Source organism: Gemmiger sp. An194 (genome assembly GCF_002160145.1).
Classification (GTDB): Bacteria; Bacillota; Clostridia; order Oscillospirales; family Ruminococcaceae; genus Allofournierella.
This window is the reverse complement of sequence record NZ_NFKA01000021.1, coordinates 16,698-35,628: the sequence shown is the minus strand read 5'-3', so window position 1 is coordinate 35,628 and position 18,931 is coordinate 16,698. Positions and strand designations below refer to the sequence as shown.

The 18,931-nt window shown below is 47.5% G+C and carries 22 protein-coding genes; 9 read left to right on the top strand and 13 right to left on the bottom strand.

Annotated elements, in window-relative coordinates; all coding sequences use genetic code 11:
* Positions 1 to 9: 9 nt before the first annotated feature.
* The 3 genes from kdpF to B5F28_RS12010 form a co-directional block, all read right to left on the bottom strand.
* Entirely contained in the window at positions 10 to 87 is a 78-nt protein-coding gene (kdpF, locus tag B5F28_RS15440; protein WP_140401662.1) for a K(+)-transporting ATPase subunit F, read from the bottom strand.
* A gap of 307 nt (positions 88 to 394) precedes the next feature.
* On the bottom strand, positions 395 to 1,093 hold the full coding sequence (locus tag B5F28_RS12015) for a response regulator (protein WP_087296121.1): 699 nt from the start codon (positions 1,091 to 1,093) through the stop codon (positions 395 to 397).
* Positions 1,086 to 3,761, bottom strand: a complete 2,676-nt coding sequence (locus B5F28_RS12010) for a sensor histidine kinase (RefSeq protein ID WP_087296120.1) — start codon at positions 3,759 to 3,761, stop codon at positions 1,086 to 1,088. Before B5F28_RS12010 ends, B5F28_RS12015 begins: the two co-directional genes overlap by 8 nt.
* Before the next feature lie 207 nt (positions 3,762 to 3,968).
* On the opposite strand from B5F28_RS12010, the gene B5F28_RS12005 reads away from it, so the two are divergent.
* Positions 3,969 to 4,226 carry a hypothetical protein gene (locus B5F28_RS12005; protein ID WP_087296119.1) on the top strand — a complete coding sequence of 86 codons (258 nt, stop codon included), beginning with the start codon at positions 3,969 to 3,971 and terminating at the stop codon, positions 4,224 to 4,226.
* 95 nt (positions 4,227 to 4,321) lie between these two features.
* Here B5F28_RS12005 and B5F28_RS12000 read toward each other — a convergent pair whose 3' ends face one another.
* From B5F28_RS12000 to B5F28_RS11970, 8 genes are all read right to left on the bottom strand, one after another.
* Positions 4,322 to 5,119, bottom strand: a complete 798-nt coding sequence (locus tag B5F28_RS12000) for an alpha/beta fold hydrolase (protein WP_087296118.1) — start codon at positions 5,117 to 5,119, stop codon at positions 4,322 to 4,324.
* A 107-nt stretch (positions 5,120 to 5,226) separates the two neighbouring features.
* Complete coding sequence (locus B5F28_RS11995) at positions 5,227 to 7,338, bottom strand: heavy metal translocating P-type ATPase (RefSeq protein WP_087296117.1); 2,112 nt, start codon at positions 7,336 to 7,338, stop codon at positions 5,227 to 5,229.
* 58 nt (positions 7,339 to 7,396) lie between these two features.
* Complete coding sequence (locus B5F28_RS11990) at positions 7,397 to 7,669, bottom strand: DUF6110 family protein (RefSeq protein ID WP_058964341.1); 273 nt, start codon at positions 7,667 to 7,669, stop codon at positions 7,397 to 7,399.
* Positions 7,670 to 7,840: 171 nt separating this feature from the next.
* Entirely contained in the window at positions 7,841 to 8,761 is a 921-nt protein-coding gene (locus B5F28_RS11985) for a helix-turn-helix domain-containing protein (RefSeq protein WP_087296116.1), read from the bottom strand.
* A gap of 42 nt (positions 8,762 to 8,803) precedes the next feature.
* Entirely contained in the window at positions 8,804 to 9,169 is a 366-nt protein-coding gene (locus B5F28_RS11980) for a metal-dependent transcriptional regulator (protein ID WP_058964343.1), read from the bottom strand.
* Positions 9,170 to 9,386: 217 nt separating this feature from the next.
* Positions 9,387 to 9,563, bottom strand: coding sequence for a FeoB-associated Cys-rich membrane protein (locus B5F28_RS14540; RefSeq protein ID WP_140401656.1), 177 nt, complete (start codon positions 9,561 to 9,563; stop codon positions 9,387 to 9,389).
* Positions 9,563 to 11,569 carry a ferrous iron transporter B gene (feoB, locus tag B5F28_RS11975; RefSeq protein WP_058964344.1) on the bottom strand — a complete coding sequence of 669 codons (2,007 nt, stop codon included), beginning with the start codon at positions 11,567 to 11,569 and terminating at the stop codon, positions 9,563 to 9,565. Before feoB ends, B5F28_RS14540 begins: the two co-directional genes overlap by 1 nt.
* Positions 11,570 to 11,684: 115 nt before the next feature.
* Complete coding sequence (locus B5F28_RS11970) at positions 11,685 to 11,897, bottom strand: FeoA family protein (RefSeq protein WP_058964345.1); 213 nt, start codon at positions 11,895 to 11,897, stop codon at positions 11,685 to 11,687.
* Positions 11,898 to 12,128: 231 nt separating this feature from the next.
* Between B5F28_RS11970 and B5F28_RS11965 the strand changes: the two genes are divergently transcribed.
* Positions 12,129 to 12,515, top strand: coding sequence for a metal-dependent transcriptional regulator (locus B5F28_RS11965; RefSeq protein ID WP_087296114.1), 387 nt, complete (start codon positions 12,129 to 12,131; stop codon positions 12,513 to 12,515).
* Positions 12,516 to 12,518: 3 nt separating this feature from the next.
* Positions 12,519 to 13,208, top strand: coding sequence for an SAM-dependent methyltransferase (locus tag B5F28_RS11960; RefSeq protein ID WP_087296113.1), 690 nt, complete (start codon positions 12,519 to 12,521; stop codon positions 13,206 to 13,208).
* Positions 13,209 to 13,279: 71 nt separating this feature from the next.
* On the opposite strand, the gene B5F28_RS11955 is transcribed toward B5F28_RS11960, so the two are convergent.
* Positions 13,280 to 13,702, bottom strand: a complete 423-nt coding sequence (locus B5F28_RS11955) for a flavodoxin (protein WP_087296112.1) — start codon at positions 13,700 to 13,702, stop codon at positions 13,280 to 13,282.
* Positions 13,703 to 13,843: 141 nt separating this feature from the next.
* On the opposite strand from B5F28_RS11955, the gene B5F28_RS11950 reads away from it, so the two are divergent.
* The 6 genes from B5F28_RS11950 to B5F28_RS11925 all read left to right on the top strand — a co-directional run bounded on the left by B5F28_RS11950 (position 13,844) and on the right by B5F28_RS11925 (position 18,103).
* Positions 13,844 to 14,563 (top strand): L-2-amino-thiazoline-4-carboxylic acid hydrolase, encoded by a 720-nt coding sequence (locus B5F28_RS11950; RefSeq protein WP_087296111.1) that lies wholly within the window; start codon positions 13,844 to 13,846, stop codon positions 14,561 to 14,563.
* Between the two features lie 62 nt (positions 14,564 to 14,625).
* Entirely contained in the window at positions 14,626 to 14,850 is a 225-nt protein-coding gene (locus B5F28_RS11945; RefSeq protein ID WP_058964355.1) for a hypothetical protein, read from the top strand.
* 220 nt (positions 14,851 to 15,070) lie between these two features.
* Positions 15,071 to 15,586 (top strand): hypothetical protein, encoded by a 516-nt coding sequence (locus B5F28_RS11940; protein ID WP_087296110.1) that lies wholly within the window; start codon positions 15,071 to 15,073, stop codon positions 15,584 to 15,586.
* Between the two features lie 88 nt (positions 15,587 to 15,674).
* Positions 15,675 to 16,193, top strand: a complete 519-nt coding sequence (locus B5F28_RS11935; protein ID WP_247643481.1) for an ABC transporter permease — start codon at positions 15,675 to 15,677, stop codon at positions 16,191 to 16,193.
* Positions 16,194 to 16,416: 223 nt separating this feature from the next.
* The gene (locus tag B5F28_RS11930) at positions 16,417 to 17,229 is read left to right on the top strand and encodes a class I SAM-dependent methyltransferase (RefSeq protein ID WP_087296109.1); all 813 of its coding nucleotides are present in this window, start codon (positions 16,417 to 16,419) and stop codon (positions 17,227 to 17,229) included.
* Between the two features lie 10 nt (positions 17,230 to 17,239).
* Positions 17,240 to 18,103, top strand: a complete 864-nt coding sequence (locus tag B5F28_RS11925) for an alpha/beta hydrolase (RefSeq protein WP_087296108.1) — start codon at positions 17,240 to 17,242, stop codon at positions 18,101 to 18,103.
* Positions 18,104 to 18,533: 430 nt separating this feature from the next.
* Here B5F28_RS11925 and B5F28_RS11920 read toward each other — a convergent pair whose 3' ends face one another.
* Complete coding sequence (locus B5F28_RS11920) at positions 18,534 to 18,917, bottom strand: YbaN family protein (protein WP_058964359.1); 384 nt, start codon at positions 18,915 to 18,917, stop codon at positions 18,534 to 18,536.
* Positions 18,918 to 18,931: the final 14 nt, after the last annotated feature.

The following is an 18,931-nucleotide window of genomic DNA, read 5'->3' as shown; positions in this document are numbered from 1 at the left end:
CTGCAAGCATTAAAAATTTTCCGGGTGTACCAAAGCATAGACCAAATAACCACCCAGGAACACAACAACTACACCAAGAACGATCATGGCTTCACTCCTCCTTATTCGCTCCGGTCTACCTGCTTCTGGCACCAGCCAATCAGCAAATAAATGAGGCCCACAGAGCCCGCTAAAACCGCGATCATAATAAGATCCATCATAACGGTATCCTCCTGTTTTCGTTTTTGCAAAATCATTTTACCAACTTCTTTGTGAAATTGGTCTTAGCGTTTCATGCACCGTATAAAGGTTCTGTTAAGACGATTTCGCCGCTTTGTAAAAGCGCTCTCCAGGCCTTTTGAAACAAAAAGGCAGCTCTGAAACCAGAACTGCCTTAAATCAATTTTTTACGATATCATTGCCGGATCATTCGATATCCAACGCCAATGTGAGTCTGAATGTATTTGGGATCGGATGGATTTTTCTCAATCTTCTTGCGCAGGGTTGCCATGAACACACGAAGCGAAGGGGTATCGGAAGCCAGCACGCTCCCCCACACCTCTTTCAAAATGTAGTTGTGTGTAAGCACTTTTCCCGTATTTTTCGCAAGTACGCACAACAGCTTATATTCAATGGGAGTAAGATGGACTTCGTTTCCTTCCATATATACGCAGCCGGCCGCATAATCAATCACAATTCCGCCATTGCGATATATGCTGCTCTGCGTCTGGGCTGCACCTTCCTCTGCACGGCTGCGTCGCAATGCCACCCGCAATCGAGCAAGCAGTTCATCGATGCTGAACGGTTTGGTCAGATAATCGTCCGCCCCGGCGTCCAGCGCCTCCACCTTATCCTGGTCCTCACTCCGGGCGCTTACCACGATAATCGGAACCATATTCCAGCCACGCACCTTATGGATGATTTCCACACCATCCATATCCGGCAGGCCCAAATCCAGTATAATCACATCCGGATTATAAGAAACCGCATCCAGCAATGCTTCTGCGCCATTTTTTGCTGTATGATATTGATATTCCTGGGTATCCAGAGTGGTTCGAATCAGATTGGTAATGGCTGGATCATCCTCCACTACCAGAATTTTCGGCTTATACACGATCTAAATTCACTTCCTCTAAAGGCAATGTAAAGGAGAATATTGCTCCATGCGGCTCATTATTCTCCACAAAAATCTCACCGCCATGCGCCTCCACAATGGACTGGCACAGGCTGAGCCCCAGGCCCAGGCCTCTCCTGCTATCGGCTTTTCCAATCCCGGCGGTATAGAACATGTCGAACAGATGCATCTTTGCCTCGTCCGAAATGCCCGGTCCATCGTCTGCAATGTGGATGCATACCATTCTGTCTTCTTTTTCAGCGGAAATGCAGATGTGAGACCCCTCCGGAGTGTACTTGATGGCATTATTCACAATATTGATAATTACCTGAACAATCAGCCGGGCATCCATTTTTGCCATCAGCAAATCATCTTCCAGGTTTACCCGAATATGATGTCTGGCAGCCTGGCGATCAACATGCGCAATTGCCTCCCGCAACACATCGTCAATCAGCTCTGCATTCATCTGCAGATGCATCGTGCCATTTTCGATTCTTGTAATGGACAGGAGATTTTCCGTCAGGTCCACCAACCACATGGAATCATCGTAAATCGACGCGTAGATTTCCTGCTTTTTCTCTTCCGTCAGCGCGATGCTCTTTTCCATCAAAACGCCTGCATTTCCGCTGATGCTGGTAAGCGGTGTGCGCAGATCATGGGAAATCGCTCGCAGCAGGTTGGACCGCAGCCTTTCCCGCTGCGTCTCCAGCGCGATTTTCTGTTTTTCATCCCGCAATCTCCTGCGTTCCAGAATAAGGCCGCATTCGTTCAGGATCGAAATCATCAGGTTTTTCTCGAAAACCTCCAGCGGCGGATAATACTTTGCCGGAACGCCAATCACGCCCATTACTTCCTGGTTTCCCCGGACAGAGAGATACAGATTATGCGCGTGCGAGAGCGTATTGGTGGTCGCGCCCGCATGCTTGTTATTCTTTATTACCCAGTCTGCAACCCCTTTTTCTTCCGGCGTCATTGCACTGAGTTGTTTGTTTGCTTCGCTTTGCGGCGATACCTGAAAAGAAAGCTCCTGTCCTTTCATCGCCAAAGCGTAGAGCACCGGCCGATCCAGGAGTGCACTCACCTGCTCTGCCGCAATCTGAATGATTTCCTGCTCATCACGCCCCTGCTGAAGCTTTTGATTGCTGTTGATCAGCAATTCCATATAATATGCCTTCTGGGCAGACTGGCGCGCCTGCTTTTTAACCCGGGTGGCCAGTGTACTGGAAATCACACTGGCCACCAGCATGATCAAAAACGTGACCGGGTAATCCGGATCATTTGCTGCCAATGTGAAGCGTGGTACCGTAAAGAAGAAGTTGAACGAGATAACACTGAGCAGCGATGCCAGCGCGCCATAGAGATGCCCGTTTGTCCAGATGGCCGTCAGCAGAACGCCCAAGATGTATACCGTAATGATATTCGCTTCCCGCAGCCCCAATGTATAGAAGCAAAAACTGATTCCGGTAGCTGCTGCCGTAATCAGAACAACCTTCAGCAAATCCGTCCAGCGAAATTTGTGATCTTCCAGATGAATGAAGGATGCTTTTTTCTTGTAGAGCGGCTGTGTGTCGGGAATGATATACACATCAATGTCACCGGCAAGTTTCGTCAGCTTATCCACCAGTGTTTTGCTTTTCAAAAAGGCCGTGGACTTGTGGTTGGTACGGCCCAGAACAATTTTTGTAATGCCGCTGACCTTTGCATATTCGGCAATCTGTACCGCCGGGTCATCTCCATAAACGGTGGCGATCTGTGCACCAAGCTGTTCTGCCAACCGCAGATTATCGCGCAACCGCTTGAGATTTTCTCCCTTCAGCTCCTTTGTCTCGGTCGTTTCTACAAACAACGCTGTAAAACTGCTATGGAACGCCTCTGCCATCCGTGCCGCTGTACGAATCACCTTTGCATTCGACGGTGAACTGGAAAGACAAATCAAAATATGCTCGCTTGCCTTCGCCGCAGTCTCGTTTCCTGTCCGCTGCGCATTCCGGCTCAATCGGTCAGCCGTACGGCGCAGCGCAATCTCACGCAGCGCTACCAAATTGTCCTTTGTAAAGAAGTGATTCAACGCACGGGAGGCCTGGTTCCTCTGGTAAACCTTACCCGTTTGAAGCCGAAGGATCAAATCGTCCGGCTCAATGTCCACCAGCTCCACCTGGTCAGCTGAATCGAACACCGAGTCGAGAATCCGTTCGTTGACGGCAACCTGCGTTATAGAAGCCACCAGATCATTTAACGACTCCAGATGCTGCACATTGACCGTCGTATATACATCGATTCCCGCTCTCAGCAGTTCTTCCACATCCTGGTATCGTTTTGTGTGGCGGCAACCTGCTGCATTGCTATGCGCCAATTCATCCACAAGCAGTAATTGAGGTCGTCTTTTCAATGCTGCATCCAAGTCAAACTCGTTCAGAACGATTCCTTTGTACTCTACTTTCAACGTGGGGAGTTGTTCCAATCCATCCAACAGCGCCAATGTATCCGGGCGGGTATGCTTTTCCACATAACCCACTGCAACATCCACACCCTGATCCTTCGCATGATGAGCGGCTTTCAGCATCGCATAGGTTTTCCCCACACCAGCAGCATAGCCAAAAAATATCTTCAAACGGCCTTGCCGCGGTTTATCTGCTTTTTCGTATTCCGACTCGTACCAATTATCCAATCTTCCATCGCCCGCTTCTCATTTTTGTCTTTATTGTACCATACTCTGCCTTGAAATAATGTAAAGAAGGCTCATCAGCGCATTAAGATTCCATTAAGATAACCGTCTTAACAAAATCTTAGCAAGCCAAAAAGTTTCCTAACGGCTTCTTTGACCTCTATGTGCTATAGTATGACCATGAAAAGCGTCGAAAGAGGTGCAGCTATTATGATGCAATCAAGCCATATTGCGGCAGAAAGAATTGATCCAACGCAGGAAAGCCAGCTTACAACGCATACCGTATTTTCTTCTCAAAGCCTCCTGTTTTCTTCTTTCACAGAAGGACTCTCTGCTTATTCCGCGAAACATCCTTTGGTGTTCTGGGCTGCTGCCCTGTGGGGAATGCCCATCGCACTTGTGTGTTTATTGGCAACCGCTGCTTTTTTCTTAAATATCGCACTTGCTAAATTGAATTTCTTCATTTGATTTTCATTTTCAGAAACTTATTGATTTCTTAAGGCAGAATCGTGCATTGCAAACGTGAACAGGGTGGTTCCTTTGGTAGGAACCACCCTGTTTGTTCAAAGAGAGTCACTCAAAAACTGGATGATTTTTCTCTTTATATCCGGGGCTTCATCGTATACGGCATGACTATATTGGTCGTAGATATAACTGGGACAGCCCAACTTTTCCATGATTTCGTAAGAGCCCTCTACTCCTATTGTCCGGTCTTTTTTATCTCCAAGCACCAGTACAGGACATTTGATTTGCCCCAATTGTTCGTACACATCAAAATGCAAAAGAGCCTTCACCAGAATACAGAAACGGGCGCAATCCTCCGCACTTCCGGCCTTTTCCAGTGAAGGGAGAAGACTTTTTACACTTTCCAGAAAAGACGTGGAGTACACAACCTGAAAAAAGTTTCGATTCAGTGCCACCACATCCTGCTTACCGGCCAGCTCCAGCCAGGTTTTCGCTACCCTTTCCATGGTTTTTGTGGGTCTGCTCATGGTAGAACACAGCACCAGCTTCTTCACCTTTTCAGGATGTCTGATCTCAAGGACCTGCGCGATCATCCCTCCCTGTGAAACGCCGTAAACATATGCAGAATCCAAATGGAGCAGCTCCATTGCCCGGGAAACATCCTCTGCCATATCTTCAACGTGATACCCCTCCTTCAGGGTCTTCTTGCGCTCGAACAGGTAGACAGAATATTGCGCCGAAAACAGCTGATATGCCTCGGCTACTGCTTCCCCCTGACCTTCCAGGCCAGTCAGACTGACTCCCGATATGATAATTACCGTTTCACTTCCGCTGCCAAAATGAATCACATTCATATATGTATCGTCCAAAGTGAGTTTTATCTCTGTTACGCTCATTTTGTCACCACACCTTCAGCGTTGTTCTGCTCTTACTATATCATACACGCGAAAGCCTGTCGAATGGTTTGATATCGCAGATATCGCCTGTGTCCACAGCCTTCATATTAACCGCCACTTATGATTGTATCCACATTTTTCTGTACTTTCGGCAATGGACTCATGCTTCTCAAACTTACACCCAATGTGGACAAATTATGTAACGTAGCGGAAGTCGCTGGCGGCAAAATGCCCATTACCCCCAATGCAATAAGTGCGCCATTAAATCCAATCACAAAACGATAGTTAGAATGTATCCGCCGCATCAGCTCCATCGCAACATGACGCAGCTCTACCAGCTCCCAAAGACTATCAGCAGCGATGGTAATATCTGCAATTTCTCGGGCTAATGCCGCACCATCGCTGATGGCAATTCCTGCATCCGCCTCGGAAAGCGCGGGAGAATCATTGATTCCATCCCCTACCATTAAAACCGTATGTCCTTCTTTGCGCAAGCGTGCGACAAACTCAGCCTTATCTGCAGGCAATACCTCTGCTCTGAACTCGTCCACACCTAACTGAGCTGCTATTGCAGCCGCTGTACGCTGGCTATCGCCAGTAAGCATCACCGTTTGCTTGACACCCATATTTCGCAGTACACGGAGTACATCGGCAGCCTCTTCTCGCAGGGGATCCGAGATACATAGTACAGCCGCCAGTTGCCCTCCTACTGCCAGGAACAGATGAGAGTATTCTTCTGGAAGCATCGCAAATCGTTCCTGCTCCCCTTCCGGAATTTTGCATCCCTCATCTTCAAAAACAAAATGTGCACTGCCGATCAATACACGCTTACCATCCACTGTACTCACAATGCCGTGAGCCACCAGATATTCTACTTTCGAATGAAATTCCTCATGGGTCAAGCCCTGTCGCTTTGCTTCTTCCACTACCGCGTTCGCCATGGAATGCGGGAAATGCTCTTCCAGACAGGCAGCAAGGCGAAGCATTTCATTTTCGTTATTCCCTCCAAAGGGAATAACCTTCGCTACCCGGGGACAAGCATGAGTGAGCGTGCCCGTTTTATCGAAAATGATGGTATCTGCTGCAGCAACCGCCTCCAGGAATTTTCCTCCCTTAACTGTAACATGAGCTTTGCCAGCCTCTCGCATAGCAGAGAGAACCGCCAAAGGCATTGCCAGCTTTAGCGCACAGGAAAAGTCCACCATCAAAACCGACAAGGCACGTGCTACATTGCGCGTTAAGGCAAAACTCAACAGGCTGCCGAAAAAAGTATACGGGACCAACTTATCCGCCAGATGAGTTGCCTTGCTTTCAGCTGCCGATTTCATCTGCTCGGATTGCTCAATCATATGCACGATCTGATCGTAACGGCTTTGTCCGGATGCTTGTTTTACTTCCAGAACGCATTCGCCTTCCTCCACCACAGTGCCCGCATAAACAGCACTCTCGGCTCGTTTGGCAACCGGTATGGACTCTCCGGTAAGCGAAGCCTGATTAACAGTTGCTTCCCCTTCCAGAACAATACCGTCCATAGGGATGACGCTACCTGCACGCACAACGATTGCATCTCCCGGCTGCACTTGGGACACCGGAACCAGTACTTCTCCCTGCGCCGTACGAAGCCAAACCCGATCAACATTGAGTGACATACATCGGGCCAGATCCTCCATGGATTTTTTTCGGGTCCATTCCTCGAGCAACTCTCCCACTTCAAGCAGGAACATCACTGCTCCGGCAGTACCAAAATCTCCTCGGAAAGCAGAAATCGAAATCGACAGAGCATCCAATAAATCCACTTTGACTCGCCGCTGTAATAGGCAGCGCAAACCACGTCGCACAAAAGGAATCATATGCCAGAGAATTCGAGCAATTCGTAATGGGGACGGCAAAAACAACGTGCAGGCTGCCTTCATCACAATTTTGCCCACTAATTTTTCTTCAAATTCCCGGTTCAAGGCACGACTGCTGTGAACTGGCAAACTTACACTCTTTTCTGCATCTTTCCAGGAAAAACGACGAATATCGTCCAAAACCGTCTGCCTGTCTCCACTATAATACGCAATTACAGAGCAGGTGCGTTCATGGACAGTGATCCTCTTTGCCCAGCCCCTACTCTGCAGCCAGGCTTCCAACTGATCTGCCTGTTCCAGAGTCATTCGCCTTTGCTGTAGTCTGATACGGATTCGGCCACGACTCTCGTGCAAGATTGTTGCATTCATGAGTTATCCTCCTTCATGAAAAAAGGGAGCCGCGTGGGGGCGGCTCCCTCTGCTGATGTCAGGCTTCCACGTCTTCCACTTTGGCTGCTGCATTCTCTTCAGCTTCCTTAGCGGCGCGTTCTTCATTGAGATCTTTGGCAGAGGCAAGAATGTCGGCTGCATTCTCCTGCACATTGGTAACCGTTTCCATCACGGAATCTTTCATGCGCAATCCTGCAGCAGTTGCATGCACATATACGTTTTTTGCATCTTTGCTTGCCAGAAGTTTGACTCCAAAAGAGCCAAACAGAGCACCGCCCACAAAGCAAGCCAGTTTAGAATACATCCCCATTTTAATTCTTCCTTTCTATTATTTCCGCTTATAGCCCGTGACCATGACCATGATCATGCAGATTACTGCACCCCAGGCCCAGAAACGATGTTGTTTCACCGCGATCACTCCTTTTGCATCAAGATGGTGTTGAGTGTCCAATTATTATACATGGGCCTTCTCTGCCTGTCATTATTGAAACGGACACCTTGTTATGGTTTTTGACATTTTTTTAAATTGTCCCGGCGTAACACCATAATGTTTTTTAAAAGCCGCACTGAATTGACTCATCCCCTCGTATCCGACTTCCTGTGCAATTTGGTAAATAGGCTGATCCGTACAGCAAATCAATTCTTCGGCTCTTTGCATACGTAATTCTATCAGCCAGCGGTGAATAGACATTCCATGTATGCGACGAAATTCCGCTTTCAAATAGGTAGGCGAAACAGAAAGTATTCTGCTTAATTGAATTATGGTAATCTTCTCAGATAAGTGCTCCTCCATATATCGTTTGGCATCCAATACAATTCGGCACATACATCTACTTTCTTCAGCCCGATCATTACTGCTTTCTCCGCAACTCCTTGCAGACATAACATACAGAAGTTCCAAAGATTTTAAAAAGCAATACTTTCCGGCCGCTTCCTCAGTCATTAAATTCAAAAGCTCAAACAGTGACTGTGTCCAGCTATTGTTAACGATTATTATACTCTCAGGCCACTCCCTCATTTCAGATTTTAATTGTTCCAGGTCTAATTTTAAAATATCGCAGAGAGAAAAAAATTGTTTGCTAATTCGGCAGTTATCGATTGCTACCAGAATTCCTTGCATGTTTTTGCTGATATTGATCGAAGTATACTCTGTCATATTAGTCAAAAGCAGAACATTTCCTTTTACCGCCCTGTACGGAATATCGTTCGCACGCTGTATGATGATTTCGCCTTCAGTGCAAAAGAGAGCTTCAACAAGCCTTGGAGTTTTCTCCATAGGAAAAGGGAGTACAATTTTATCGGATACTCCCGCCCCTTTAAACCGACAGATGTAAATCCCTGGTATATCATCGAGCCGGACTGCACTTGCCTGTATATCCTTCTTCAGACATTCAATTAACATACCCCGTCCTCATTTCCAAATAAGTGCAAAACACTCAGTCACTTAATCAGGATCTCTGACCAGCGATTGCAAAGCCAAAAAACTCTCTTCTCCAAGCCCATGTTCCATTTTGCATGCATCTCTGGAAGCGATTTCTTCATCAACTCCAACCATAACCAACAACTCATATAGTACTCGATGCTTGGCCTCCACTTTTTGCGCCAATTTTATCCCCTTCTCGGTCAGATAAATATTTTTGAGGTCATCCTGATATACCAGCCCCTCTTCCGAAAGAATTCTAATCGACATCAATGCCGTAGGCCGGGACACAGACAAACATTTAGCTATCTGACAACAACGAACCTTTCCCTTTTGTGACAGCTGGTAAATAGTTTTTACATAGTCTTCTGTGGCACGTTTGCTTTTCACAAAACCTCCCATCCTTCTGCTCTTTAATTTGTAGCCTCAGAATTCACCGGAAACCATGCGGTTAGTCCAAGGTGACGCTGAAGCAAATAACTGTCGATGCGAAATCTTGTTTTTTATATTTAAGATACAGATATGTTTTCCCTTCAAGTTTTTGTTGTGATCTTTCAAAAAAAGCTGCGGCTCCCCCTATTGGAGAACCGCAGCTTTTTGTCCTGTATTACTTATGTTTATGCTCGCCGCAGCTGCAATGGGAACCATTCTTTTTTGCATTGCATGCCGAACAGCCATCCGGACACCCAATACATTTCTTTCCGCTTTTTTTGGCTTTGTAAACATAAAAAGCTGCTGCTGCAACAATCACCAAAATGATTGCGATTAAAATGTAATCAATCATTACGCATTTGCTCCACTCAGCGCATATTCACGCTTCAGGTCCTTCTCAGTCTTCGTGCACAGATAAACCAGTACAGCAGCAAAAGCAACCACTGCAACCAAACCAGGGATAAAGCCTACGCCCACCGAACCAGTGGTAATCAGGGTACCGATTTGGTATACGAGATAGCCCACAGTATAACCGGTACCCAGCTGCAGACCGATGCCAGCCCAAAGCCACTTGGCGCTCTTCATCTCAGAATTCATGGCACCAATGGCGGCAAAGCAGGGAGGCGTGTACAGATTGAACATCAGATAGGCCAAGGCAGCAACCTTTGTAATAGCGATAACACCTGCTACCTCAGCGCCGGCACCTTCCATCATTTCCAGAGCATCGGTGTCGATAAGGTTCTCCAGACCAACAAAGCAAACAGCCAGAGTACCAACCACGTTCTCCTTAGCGATGAAACCAGTGACGGCCGCGGCAGCCAGCTGCCAGCTGAGGACACCGACAATGGGCACCAGCAGGTATGCAAAGGGATGGGCAATGGAAGCCAGAATAGAGCTATCAGCGGTCTCTGCTACCTGGAAGCTCCAGTTGAAGGTCTGCATGATCTGCACAGCGGTGTTGCACAGCAGAATGATGGTGGCGGCCTTTACGATGTAGGCCCAGCCCCGGGCACACATAGCTTTCAGGGCAAAGAGCAGAGAGGGAACTTTATACTCGGGCAGCTCGATGATGAAGAAAGACTTGCGGTTCTTGTAACCGGCAATTTTGTTGACCAGCAGAGCACCCAGGAAAATCAGAACGATGCCGGTGAAGTACATGGTAAAACTCACCCAGCCCGCATCGTCAAAGAATGCGCCGGCAAAAAGGGCGATCACGGGGATCTTTGCGCCGCAGGGCATGAAAGGAGTCAGCATAGCGGTAGCACGGCGCTCACGCTCGTTGCGGATGGTACGGCTGGCCATAACGCCGGGGATGGCACAACCAGTACCGATAACAAAGGGAATGACCGATTTGCCGGAAAGACCTACCTTTTTGAAGATGGGGTCCAGAACCACCGAAACGCGGGACATATAGCCGCAGTCCTCCAGCAGCGCGATCAGGAAATACATGATCATAACCAGAGGCAGGAAGCCCACGACAGCGCCCACACCGCCGATGATGCCGTCGGCCAGCAGCGCGGTCAGCAGAGGATTGGCGTCAGCCAGCAGCACCTCGCCGACGTAGCCCTGGAAGGTCTCGATCCAGGCCACCAGCGTGTCCGCAATCAGCGGACCCACCCAGACCTGCGAGATCTGAAACACCAGGAACATGACCACGGCAAAGATGGGAATGCCCAGGAACTTGTTGGTCAGCACGGCGTCAATGGCGTCCCCCGTGCCCTTGTCCTTGGTGAGGACCTTCCGCTTCTCCACCTGGGAGACCAGGGAATTGACAAACGCGAAACGCTTACGGTCGGCTTCCTCCACAACCTTCTTGTCAGTCAGATCAATGTCGCCCTGGACATAAGGAGCTCTTTGGATTTTACCGCTTTGTGCAACAGCGGCATCCACTACGGCCTTCAGCCCTTCCGCGGCGGTGGAGACGGTCTCTACCACGGGACAGCCCAGTTTGGCGGAGAGAGACGCTACATCAATGACGGTCTGCTTTTTTGCATTGATATCGCTCTTGTTCAGGGCGACCACCACGGGGATGCCCAATTCCAGCAGCTGAGTCGTGAAAAACAGGCTGCGGCTCAAGTTCGTGGCATCCACAATATTGATAATAACATCCGGATGCTCGTTCCGCACATAAGAACTGGTAATACTCTCTTCAGAAGTAAAGGGTGACATGGAGTAGGCACCGGGCAGATCCACCGCAATCAGTTCTTCGGTACCGCTGAAATACGCTTTCTTAATGGGATGTTCCTTCTTTTCTACCGTAACACCAGCCCAGTTGCCCACCTTTTCATTTCGCCCAGTCAGAGCGTTGTACATGGTGGTCTTGCCGGAGTTCGGGTTGCCGGTTAAGGCAATACGCATGGTAATTTCCTCCTCTATTCTGTTTTGCTGTTTTTTATCACAACACACGGCGGTTGTCTTATGCTAACCGACATGTGCAGCAACCTATGCCTTCTATGGACTGGGCGAGGCAATATCAGATTAGAATTGCCTCGGCCAGTTGATTATCGATATTGTAGCGCCCGTCTTTAATAGAAACAACGCAGCCACCTTTCAAGTGGGAGATCACCGTAATCGGCTCTCCTTCATAGCACCCAAGAGAAAATAAAAACGCGTTCAATTCCTCATCATCCGTATTAATTTGCCGGACGAAATACTCTTTTCCTTCCAAGGCATCTTTCAAAGTCATTCTTCTCACCTGTCATCAAAATATCAGTTAGCATAAAGCAACCAGTGTACGATAAAAAATGGTTAGCATCTTCTAACCGGTCTCCCAAATAATACATCATCCTTCTTACGTTGTCAAGGTGAAATCAAAACAAATTTCGACGAATCAAAACAACATGAATCAATTTGAATCTTGATGGCTGTTTGTGGTATAATAAAGGAATTAGATCAACACACAGACAGGGGGGTCCCTATGGCGATTCATGAATCCGGTCAAATGTATCTGGAGACGATTTATATTCTCTCAAAAACAAAAAGCCTTGTGCGCGCCATTGATGTTGGGGAGCATTTGGGATACTCTAAACCCAGCGTCAGCAGAGCTCTGTCCATTCTGAAGAAAGACGGATATGTTCTGGTGGATTCAGATGGTGCAATCAAATTGACGAAAACCGGTCTGGAGATTGCGCAAACGATGTACACGCGTCATACCGTCCTTTCTGAGATGCTGATGCGCTTAGGTGTAGATGAAAAAACAGCAACGGAAGATGCATGTCGAATCGAACATGTGATCAGTGCAGCATCCTTTTCTGCAATTCAGCAACACGTGAAGCAATCCTTGGGGAAAAAGGTGGAGGAATAGCCCATGCGCGTCACTCATTCCTTTTTACGTGAAACTATGATGGGTCCAAATGCCTGGACACTTGCCGAGGAGCTCACATGCAATTTGCCCATAAAAAAAGGAATGCGAATTCTGGATTTAGGATGCGGCCGAGGACTTTCATCCATATTTTTAGCTCAGAAATATGAGACCGACGTCTTTGCCGTAGATCTATGGATTTCTCCCACCGACAATTATGTCAGATTCCAGCAGATGGGCGTTGCGCAGCTGACAGTTCCACTGCAATTTGATGCTACCAGGCTTCCCTTTGCGGAAAACTTTTTTGACGCAGTGGTCGGCATAGATTCCTATCATTATTTCGGAAACAATGATGTCTACTTCGAAAAGGTTCTGAAGCCTACTTTAAAAAAGGGTGCTATAGTGGCGCTCGCTTTTCCCGGCCTAAAAAAAGAACTCCATGAGAACATTCCAGAAGAAATGAATCTACTATGGGATAACGACGCATTACAAATGTGGCATTCCATTGACTGGTGGAAGCCTAAATTTGAAGCACACCTTGAAAACTTCAGCATTGGCGAAATGGACTGTTTTTCTCGCGCGTGGGATGACTGGCTCACCTGTGATAACCCATACGTCGCTGAGGACCGTCTGATGCTTGAAGCAGATCGCGGGCGATTTATGAATTTAATAAAACTCACCGGTACCATTCGATAGAATGAAGCAGTAAAAGAAGTCGGGCAGCATAAATGCTGTCCGACTTCTTTTACTGTATTTGTTTAAGAAACTCAGATAAGGGATGCCCCCAGTTCGCGGCACGCTGACAGCGCATCATCATCCGGAGTTTCATTGCAAATCACGCTGCCGCACACCAGATTGGCTCCATCTTCGTTGCATCGAGACTCCCAGTTGCGCATCCATTCGCCGTCGCCCCAGCCGTAGGAACCAAACAGAGCGATATTCTTTCCGCGAATCTCCCCTTCACAATCAGAAAACATCGGCTCGAATTCACTTTCCTCAAGCTGTTCTGCTCCCATAGAGGGGCATCCGAACGCAACAGCATCGAAGGCGCTCATCTGAGCTGCCGAAAATTCACCAGCGGTTAAAACCGAAACTTCCGCGCCCTTATTTTTGGCGCCCTCCGCAACAGCCATCGCCATTGCTTCGGTATTACCCGTACCGCTCCAATAAACAACCGCAACTTTACTCATATCATATCAAATACAGCAGTTATAAAAAGCAACAAAGCAATTGATTATGACGCAAGAATGCAGTATAGTAAAATCAGTTAGCAATGGGCAACCACCAGTTGAAGATGTCGCGGTACTATACAGGGATACGGAGGCGGTAATATGCATGCGTATTATCAAAAAAGCAAGAATAAACTTCAGCGGGAAATGAACAATTATCTGAAACTCGTCAAGCCTGAACTGGAGGAGATTTTTCGAAAGCCCTATCCCCAGATTTTCGCTGAGGTTTGGGAGTATTACGAGCAGGAGATGCTGGAGCATTTCCCTTTTATCGGCGGCGACAGAAGCAGCGGCACAAAAAATCTAACTGGCTGTATGTTCTTTATTGCCATTGGTGTTGTGGGAAAACGATACGGTCTCTCCATCCAAGACTGGGGACGTTTGTCCACCACCCTCTATGAGCGGTACTTTGACAGAGTTCCCCGACTGTTGCGCCGGCTGATTGGCGGAGTGTTCAACCATTGCCCCGGTCTTGTCAACAATGCCTTGCGTCGAAAAGACAGAAAGAATGCGGAAAACGCCGCAAGAAATCCAGGAGGCTTTGTAACACAGACCATGCCCCCCACAGAAGAATACCCCGTCATCTATCACAACCAGGTTTGCCCCATCTATGAGTTTTGCAAAGCGAGAGACTACATGGAGTATCTGCCTTACATGTGCAATCTGGACTATGTAATGTTCCATGCCTTTGGTGTTGCTCTATACCGGGAAAAAACCTGTGCAACCGGAGATAACGTGTGCGACTTCAAGATGAAGCGGGGTGCAACGCCCCCTGCTGTGTGGCCTCCGCATATTTTAGATGAATCTGATCCACTGAAATGATAGCAGTAGTATAAAAAGTATCTTTCCTCGCGTTAGGAGTACCATAAAAGGAGAAAACCATTATGAAAAGATTGATTAAAGGCGGATTTTTGACACTGAGCGGTACGATTGGAATTACTGGAACGATGATGGTTGCGATGCAAACCCCAGCAAACGCATGGGTAACACCGCCGGGAAGAATGATTATAAGTATTTTGGAAAACGGGTTATCCCTTCCTGCAATTCTGTTTCTTGTACTGTTCGTTTGCGGATTGTTTTTTATCCTGACAGACAATATAACAGATTAACTGGTCTTCGCATATCGGAAGCTGAGTTATGCCGCAAAACAGTAGAACCAATCGACATCATCATGTCGGTTCTTCTTGTGAACGTTATGATTCCAGTTCTCCCCTGCTCCTCTATGCTTGCTGTCGGATTAATAAGCTACACTTGGGCGGCGAGATAAGAGATGGTACTTAACGCACAACTGTTTAGCAACAACTCTCTTGTAGATGAAAGGGGATGCATATGAACTGGATGCGCACTTTTTTAGATGGGTTCGCTATGGCAGCTTACTTTAACCTGCTTGCCGGGTTGACAGCACTGTATTGTCCCAGGCTGATGTTCCCTTGTTATCCCCCCGCCATCATCAAGGCGGCGAAAGAGCCGCCTACCGCGACAGAAAAACGTTCTTACTGGCTTTGGATCTGTTTCGGAGAACTTCTGCCCCTTCTTATTTATGGTGCGATTAGTACTTTGGATGGCGGGACAACAGGATTCTGGCATCTGACCCTGACCGGGTATATCCAGTGGATGATGGTCAATTTCTGTGATCTGCTCTTCCTGGATTTCTGGCTGATCCAAAAGAAGGCAAAACACCGGTTTGTCATTTCCGGTACGAAGGGACATCCTGATTATACGTTCAAAAACTGGATGAGGAATTACGCTCTGCCGGAGCACCTTCTTCAATGGCCGTTTTTGATGTGTCCCATCCTGGCAGTGGCTCAAGCGGGACTAGGGCTGCTTCTCAATATATTTTGGTGAACTGTAAGAATTGAGGCGCACAAGATATCCGGATGTACTGTTTTTTGACACCGTTCGGGAGGTCTTGGGCTTTTGCCGACGAGCGGCAATGATCATTCTGAAGATGGAAATGGAGATGATTCAAATACTACTGATCGAAGGCGTTTTCCTGTGTATCGTGTTTTGGGGCGTTTGCTGGCTTGGTACCGGGAGCGATGAGAAAAACATCCGTAATTTCTCGTCTTATCCGCGTGCAGTGCAGAAGATTGTATCCACCCGTCCGGAGCGGGCAAAAAAAATTCTGCAACGGAGTCCTGTGGCCGTCTTCACAAACAATCTGCTGCTGTTTAGCTTTCTACTGTTTGCGCTGGGAATTTTTACTCGCCAGGAAAACTTTGCAGGAAACTTTTTAAACGCCTTGCTTTTGGGGCAGGCGCTGAATCTGTTTGATTTATTAGTAATCGACCTAATCTGGTGGCGACACACCCAGCGAGTGCGGTTCACCGGCACGGAAAATCAGCCGGAGCTGTACGCTGATCCGGGAAAGCACATTTCATCTTTTCTGCGTGGAATTGTGATGTTTCTGCTTGTTGCGCTCATCGATGGCTGTTTGCTCTCTTTGTTTTGAGAGGAAAATCTTTATGATGCTTACAGCACTCGTTGGCTCTGTTCCACAGTAACTTTTACGATCAAGAGCGGTACCACCTTCTCTCCGGCTTACAAAGCGTAATCGGGTTGATCTGTCGCCTAATTCACGGCGGTGATGGACCGGACCGGCGGGCATTTGGCGCGGACGGATGAATATTCAAATTAATTACAGAATTCATCAAAACTTAAACAGGAGGATAACCATGTCTAAGTTGGGTATTGTTGAGGACACACTGTTTGTCCCTATGCTGGGAAGAATCTATGCCAGTGAGCATTGCCAGCAGATCTTATTCGACCAAAAGGCGCTGGAGCTGAAGGAAAAGCTGCCGTCCAGCCTGCTGAAGGCTGGACGGCAGAGCCAGTATACCTTGCTGGCCTCCGCCGTCCGATCCTCCAATATGGATCGAACCGTTCAGGCCTTTCTGGAGCGCAGTCCGGACGGCGTGATTGTTCAACTCGGCTGCGGCCTGGAGACAGCTTATTATCGCTGTGACAACGGGCATACACACTGGTATGCTGTGGATCTGCCTCATGTGATGGAATATCGACTGAAGCTGCTGCCGGAGCCGGAGAGGGAAACCTACCTTGCCGGGGACGCCTTTGCAGAGGACTGGATCAGACAAGTTCGCGCCGATGTACCAAATGCGCCGATTCTGGTCACCGCCGGGGGGCTGTTCCATTATTTTGAGGAGGCCAAGGTTGTAGGCCTGTTGCAAACACTGCAGCAATATGGAGAGATAACGCTTGTTTTTGATACTGTAAACAAAAGTGGCATGGCTATGATGCGAAAAAAATACATGAAGCAATTGGGCCATGCCGATGCGCAGATGTTTTTCTATGTAGATTCGGCAACGGAGCTGACCAAAAAAATCGGCGGTAAAGTCAAGGTTCTTGCGGAGGAAGCATACTATTACCACATCCCCAGGAATGGTCTGAAATTGTCTACAAAAATCAGCATGACAGTTTCTGATGCTTTGCGCATGGTGAAAATGATACAGCTGAAATTGTTAAAGTGAGGAAGCGACAATGAATATCGCAGAATTTCGTCAAAAATATCCAGAAGACACACTGGTATTACCCAGCGGAAAACCCTTTCCCTACCGCTACTATAAAAATCCTCAAGCAAAAGCGACCGTTGTTCTCCTGACTGGCGGAATCGGTTTGTCCGATCTGCTCTATCTGCATTTTGACCGACTGGCCAAAGATTTCTCTGTCCTTACTTTTGATTACCCCATCTGCTTTGCCGACAACAAGGAGCTTGCACAGGCCGTGGCTGCGCTTTTGCAGCACCTTGGCGAGAAAGCCTGGTTTGTAGGGCAATCTCTTGGCGGTGTTGTGGCGCAGATCATCGCCTCCCTTTATCCGGAAGTAGTGGACGGTTTGATACTTTCCAACACCTGCTCGCTTTCTAAGGATATGAGTCCTTCTGCATATGCACATTTAATGAATATGCTCAAAAGCCAAGAGAAGTTTAAAAAGCTTCTCTCCGTCCTTCCATTTTCTGCGGTAAAACACTCTATAAAACGAGTCGTTTTGAATCAAAAAAAAGACGGATTGACTTCACAAGAAAGAACGACCTTGGAAGCATTCTGTGCTATTATGATGGATTTGCTGACAAAGGAATATGAGCGTCACATGGTCGATCTTTTAATCGATACACAAAACCATTTTGGGATGACAAAAGAGACCTTTATCACGTGGAACAACAGGGTTTTGCTGATGTTATCTGCGGATGATGCCACGTTCACACAAGACTGCAAGGACGCCCTCATATCCGTGATGCCAAACCCTACCGTATGCACCAATCTTACCGGAGGACACCTTTCCCTGCTGTTTCGATTGGAAGAATATGTAGAATATATCACTGTGTATATTTCTGAGCGTACATAGAGAAAATTGTTGCACATTTCTCTGTCCATCCACAGCCCGTTTGCATGCGCCTGTATGCAGAGTTTCAACAAGCGACTTTCCTTTACATTGAAATATGGAATAACCGCTCGCTACTGTATTTAGAGAGTTTTTAACTGAATACTTATAGACAGAAAAGACCGCTGACTTTTGTACAACTGCACGTCAGCGGTCTTTTCATTCAATTGTGCAAAGAAAGCAAGCCTATTTGTCGGTTTCTTCACTGCTTTTTTCGGAAATGATTTGAGTGCACGCCCTGGAAAGAGAGGAAAGTACTCCACTCACAATGTGAAAACTGACGATTACACTAGACGTTCCGCTTCCTATATAAGTGTGTGATCCCCCCGAAGATATTGCCCTCGCCCCATACTGCTCCGGCCAAGGCTTTCTTCTTCACATTGCTATTTCTCCGTCATTCTGCCTCTTCCGGCATTGTTTTCACTCCAAAGAAGAAATACAGGACATGAAAGATCCAGACTGCGGACAACACAGCACACCCAATAAAAATCCCCTTTCCAAACATAATCAGAAAACCAATACTCATCAGTACAGTGACCGTAATAACAACCCGAATTTTGGCTTTCCGCGTCATCCCCCGTCCACTGACATAGTCCTCAAGATTATCCTTGTACAACTTTGTATTGCGAAACCATTGATCCAAACGTTCCGAGCTTTTTCCGAAGCAATAGGCCGCCAACATTAAAAACGGAAACGCTGGCAGCATCGGCATCACCGCTCCAACTGCTCCAAGGCCCAAACCGATGATCCCAACAGATATGTACAGCCACTTTCTCATAAATCACCTTTTCG

What these genes read in the sequence shown, in the direction of transcription:
- kdpF (WP_140401662.1), bottom strand. Translation starts at nt 87, where the DNA reads ATGATCGTTCTTGGTGTAGTTGTTGTGTTCCTGGGTGGTTATTTGGTC.
- B5F28_RS12005 (WP_087296119.1), top strand. Translation starts at nt 3,969, where the DNA reads ATGATGCAATCAAGCCATATTGCGGCAGAAAGAATTGATCCAACGCAG.
- B5F28_RS12000 (WP_087296118.1), bottom strand. Translation starts at nt 5,119, where the DNA reads ATGAGCGTAACAGAGATAAAACTCACTTTGGACGATACATATATGAAT.
- B5F28_RS11995 (WP_087296117.1), bottom strand. Translation starts at nt 7,338, where the DNA reads ATGAATGCAACAATCTTGCACGAGAGTCGTGGCCGAATCCGTATCAGA.
- B5F28_RS11990 (WP_058964341.1), bottom strand. Translation starts at nt 7,669, where the DNA reads ATGGGGATGTATTCTAAACTGGCTTGCTTTGTGGGCGGTGCTCTGTTT.
- B5F28_RS11985 (WP_087296116.1), bottom strand. Translation starts at nt 8,761, where the DNA reads ATGTTAATTGAATGTCTGAAGAAGGATATACAGGCAAGTGCAGTCCGG.
- B5F28_RS14540 (WP_140401656.1), bottom strand. Translation starts at nt 9,563, where the DNA reads ATGATTGATTACATTTTAATCGCAATCATTTTGGTGATTGTTGCAGCA.
- feoB (WP_058964344.1), bottom strand. Translation starts at nt 11,569, where the DNA reads ATGCGTATTGCCTTAACCGGCAACCCGAACTCCGGCAAGACCACCATG.
- B5F28_RS11970 (WP_058964345.1), bottom strand. Translation starts at nt 11,897, where the DNA reads ATGACTTTGAAAGATGCCTTGGAAGGAAAAGAGTATTTCGTCCGGCAA.
- B5F28_RS11965 (WP_087296114.1), top strand. Translation starts at nt 12,129, where the DNA reads ATGGCGATTCATGAATCCGGTCAAATGTATCTGGAGACGATTTATATT.
- B5F28_RS11960 (WP_087296113.1), top strand. Translation starts at nt 12,519, where the DNA reads ATGCGCGTCACTCATTCCTTTTTACGTGAAACTATGATGGGTCCAAAT.
- B5F28_RS11955 (WP_087296112.1), bottom strand. Translation starts at nt 13,702, where the DNA reads ATGAGTAAAGTTGCGGTTGTTTATTGGAGCGGTACGGGTAATACCGAA.
- B5F28_RS11950 (WP_087296111.1), top strand. Translation starts at nt 13,844, where the DNA reads ATGCATGCGTATTATCAAAAAAGCAAGAATAAACTTCAGCGGGAAATG.
- B5F28_RS11945 (WP_058964355.1), top strand. Translation starts at nt 14,626, where the DNA reads ATGAAAAGATTGATTAAAGGCGGATTTTTGACACTGAGCGGTACGATT.
- B5F28_RS11940 (WP_087296110.1), top strand. Translation starts at nt 15,071, where the DNA reads ATGAACTGGATGCGCACTTTTTTAGATGGGTTCGCTATGGCAGCTTAC.
- B5F28_RS11935 (WP_247643481.1), top strand. Translation starts at nt 15,675, where the DNA reads ATGATCATTCTGAAGATGGAAATGGAGATGATTCAAATACTACTGATC.
- B5F28_RS11930 (WP_087296109.1), top strand. Translation starts at nt 16,417, where the DNA reads ATGTCTAAGTTGGGTATTGTTGAGGACACACTGTTTGTCCCTATGCTG.
- B5F28_RS11925 (WP_087296108.1), top strand. Translation starts at nt 17,240, where the DNA reads ATGAATATCGCAGAATTTCGTCAAAAATATCCAGAAGACACACTGGTA.
- B5F28_RS11920 (WP_058964359.1), bottom strand. Translation starts at nt 18,917, where the DNA reads ATGAGAAAGTGGCTGTACATATCTGTTGGGATCATCGGTTTGGGCCTT.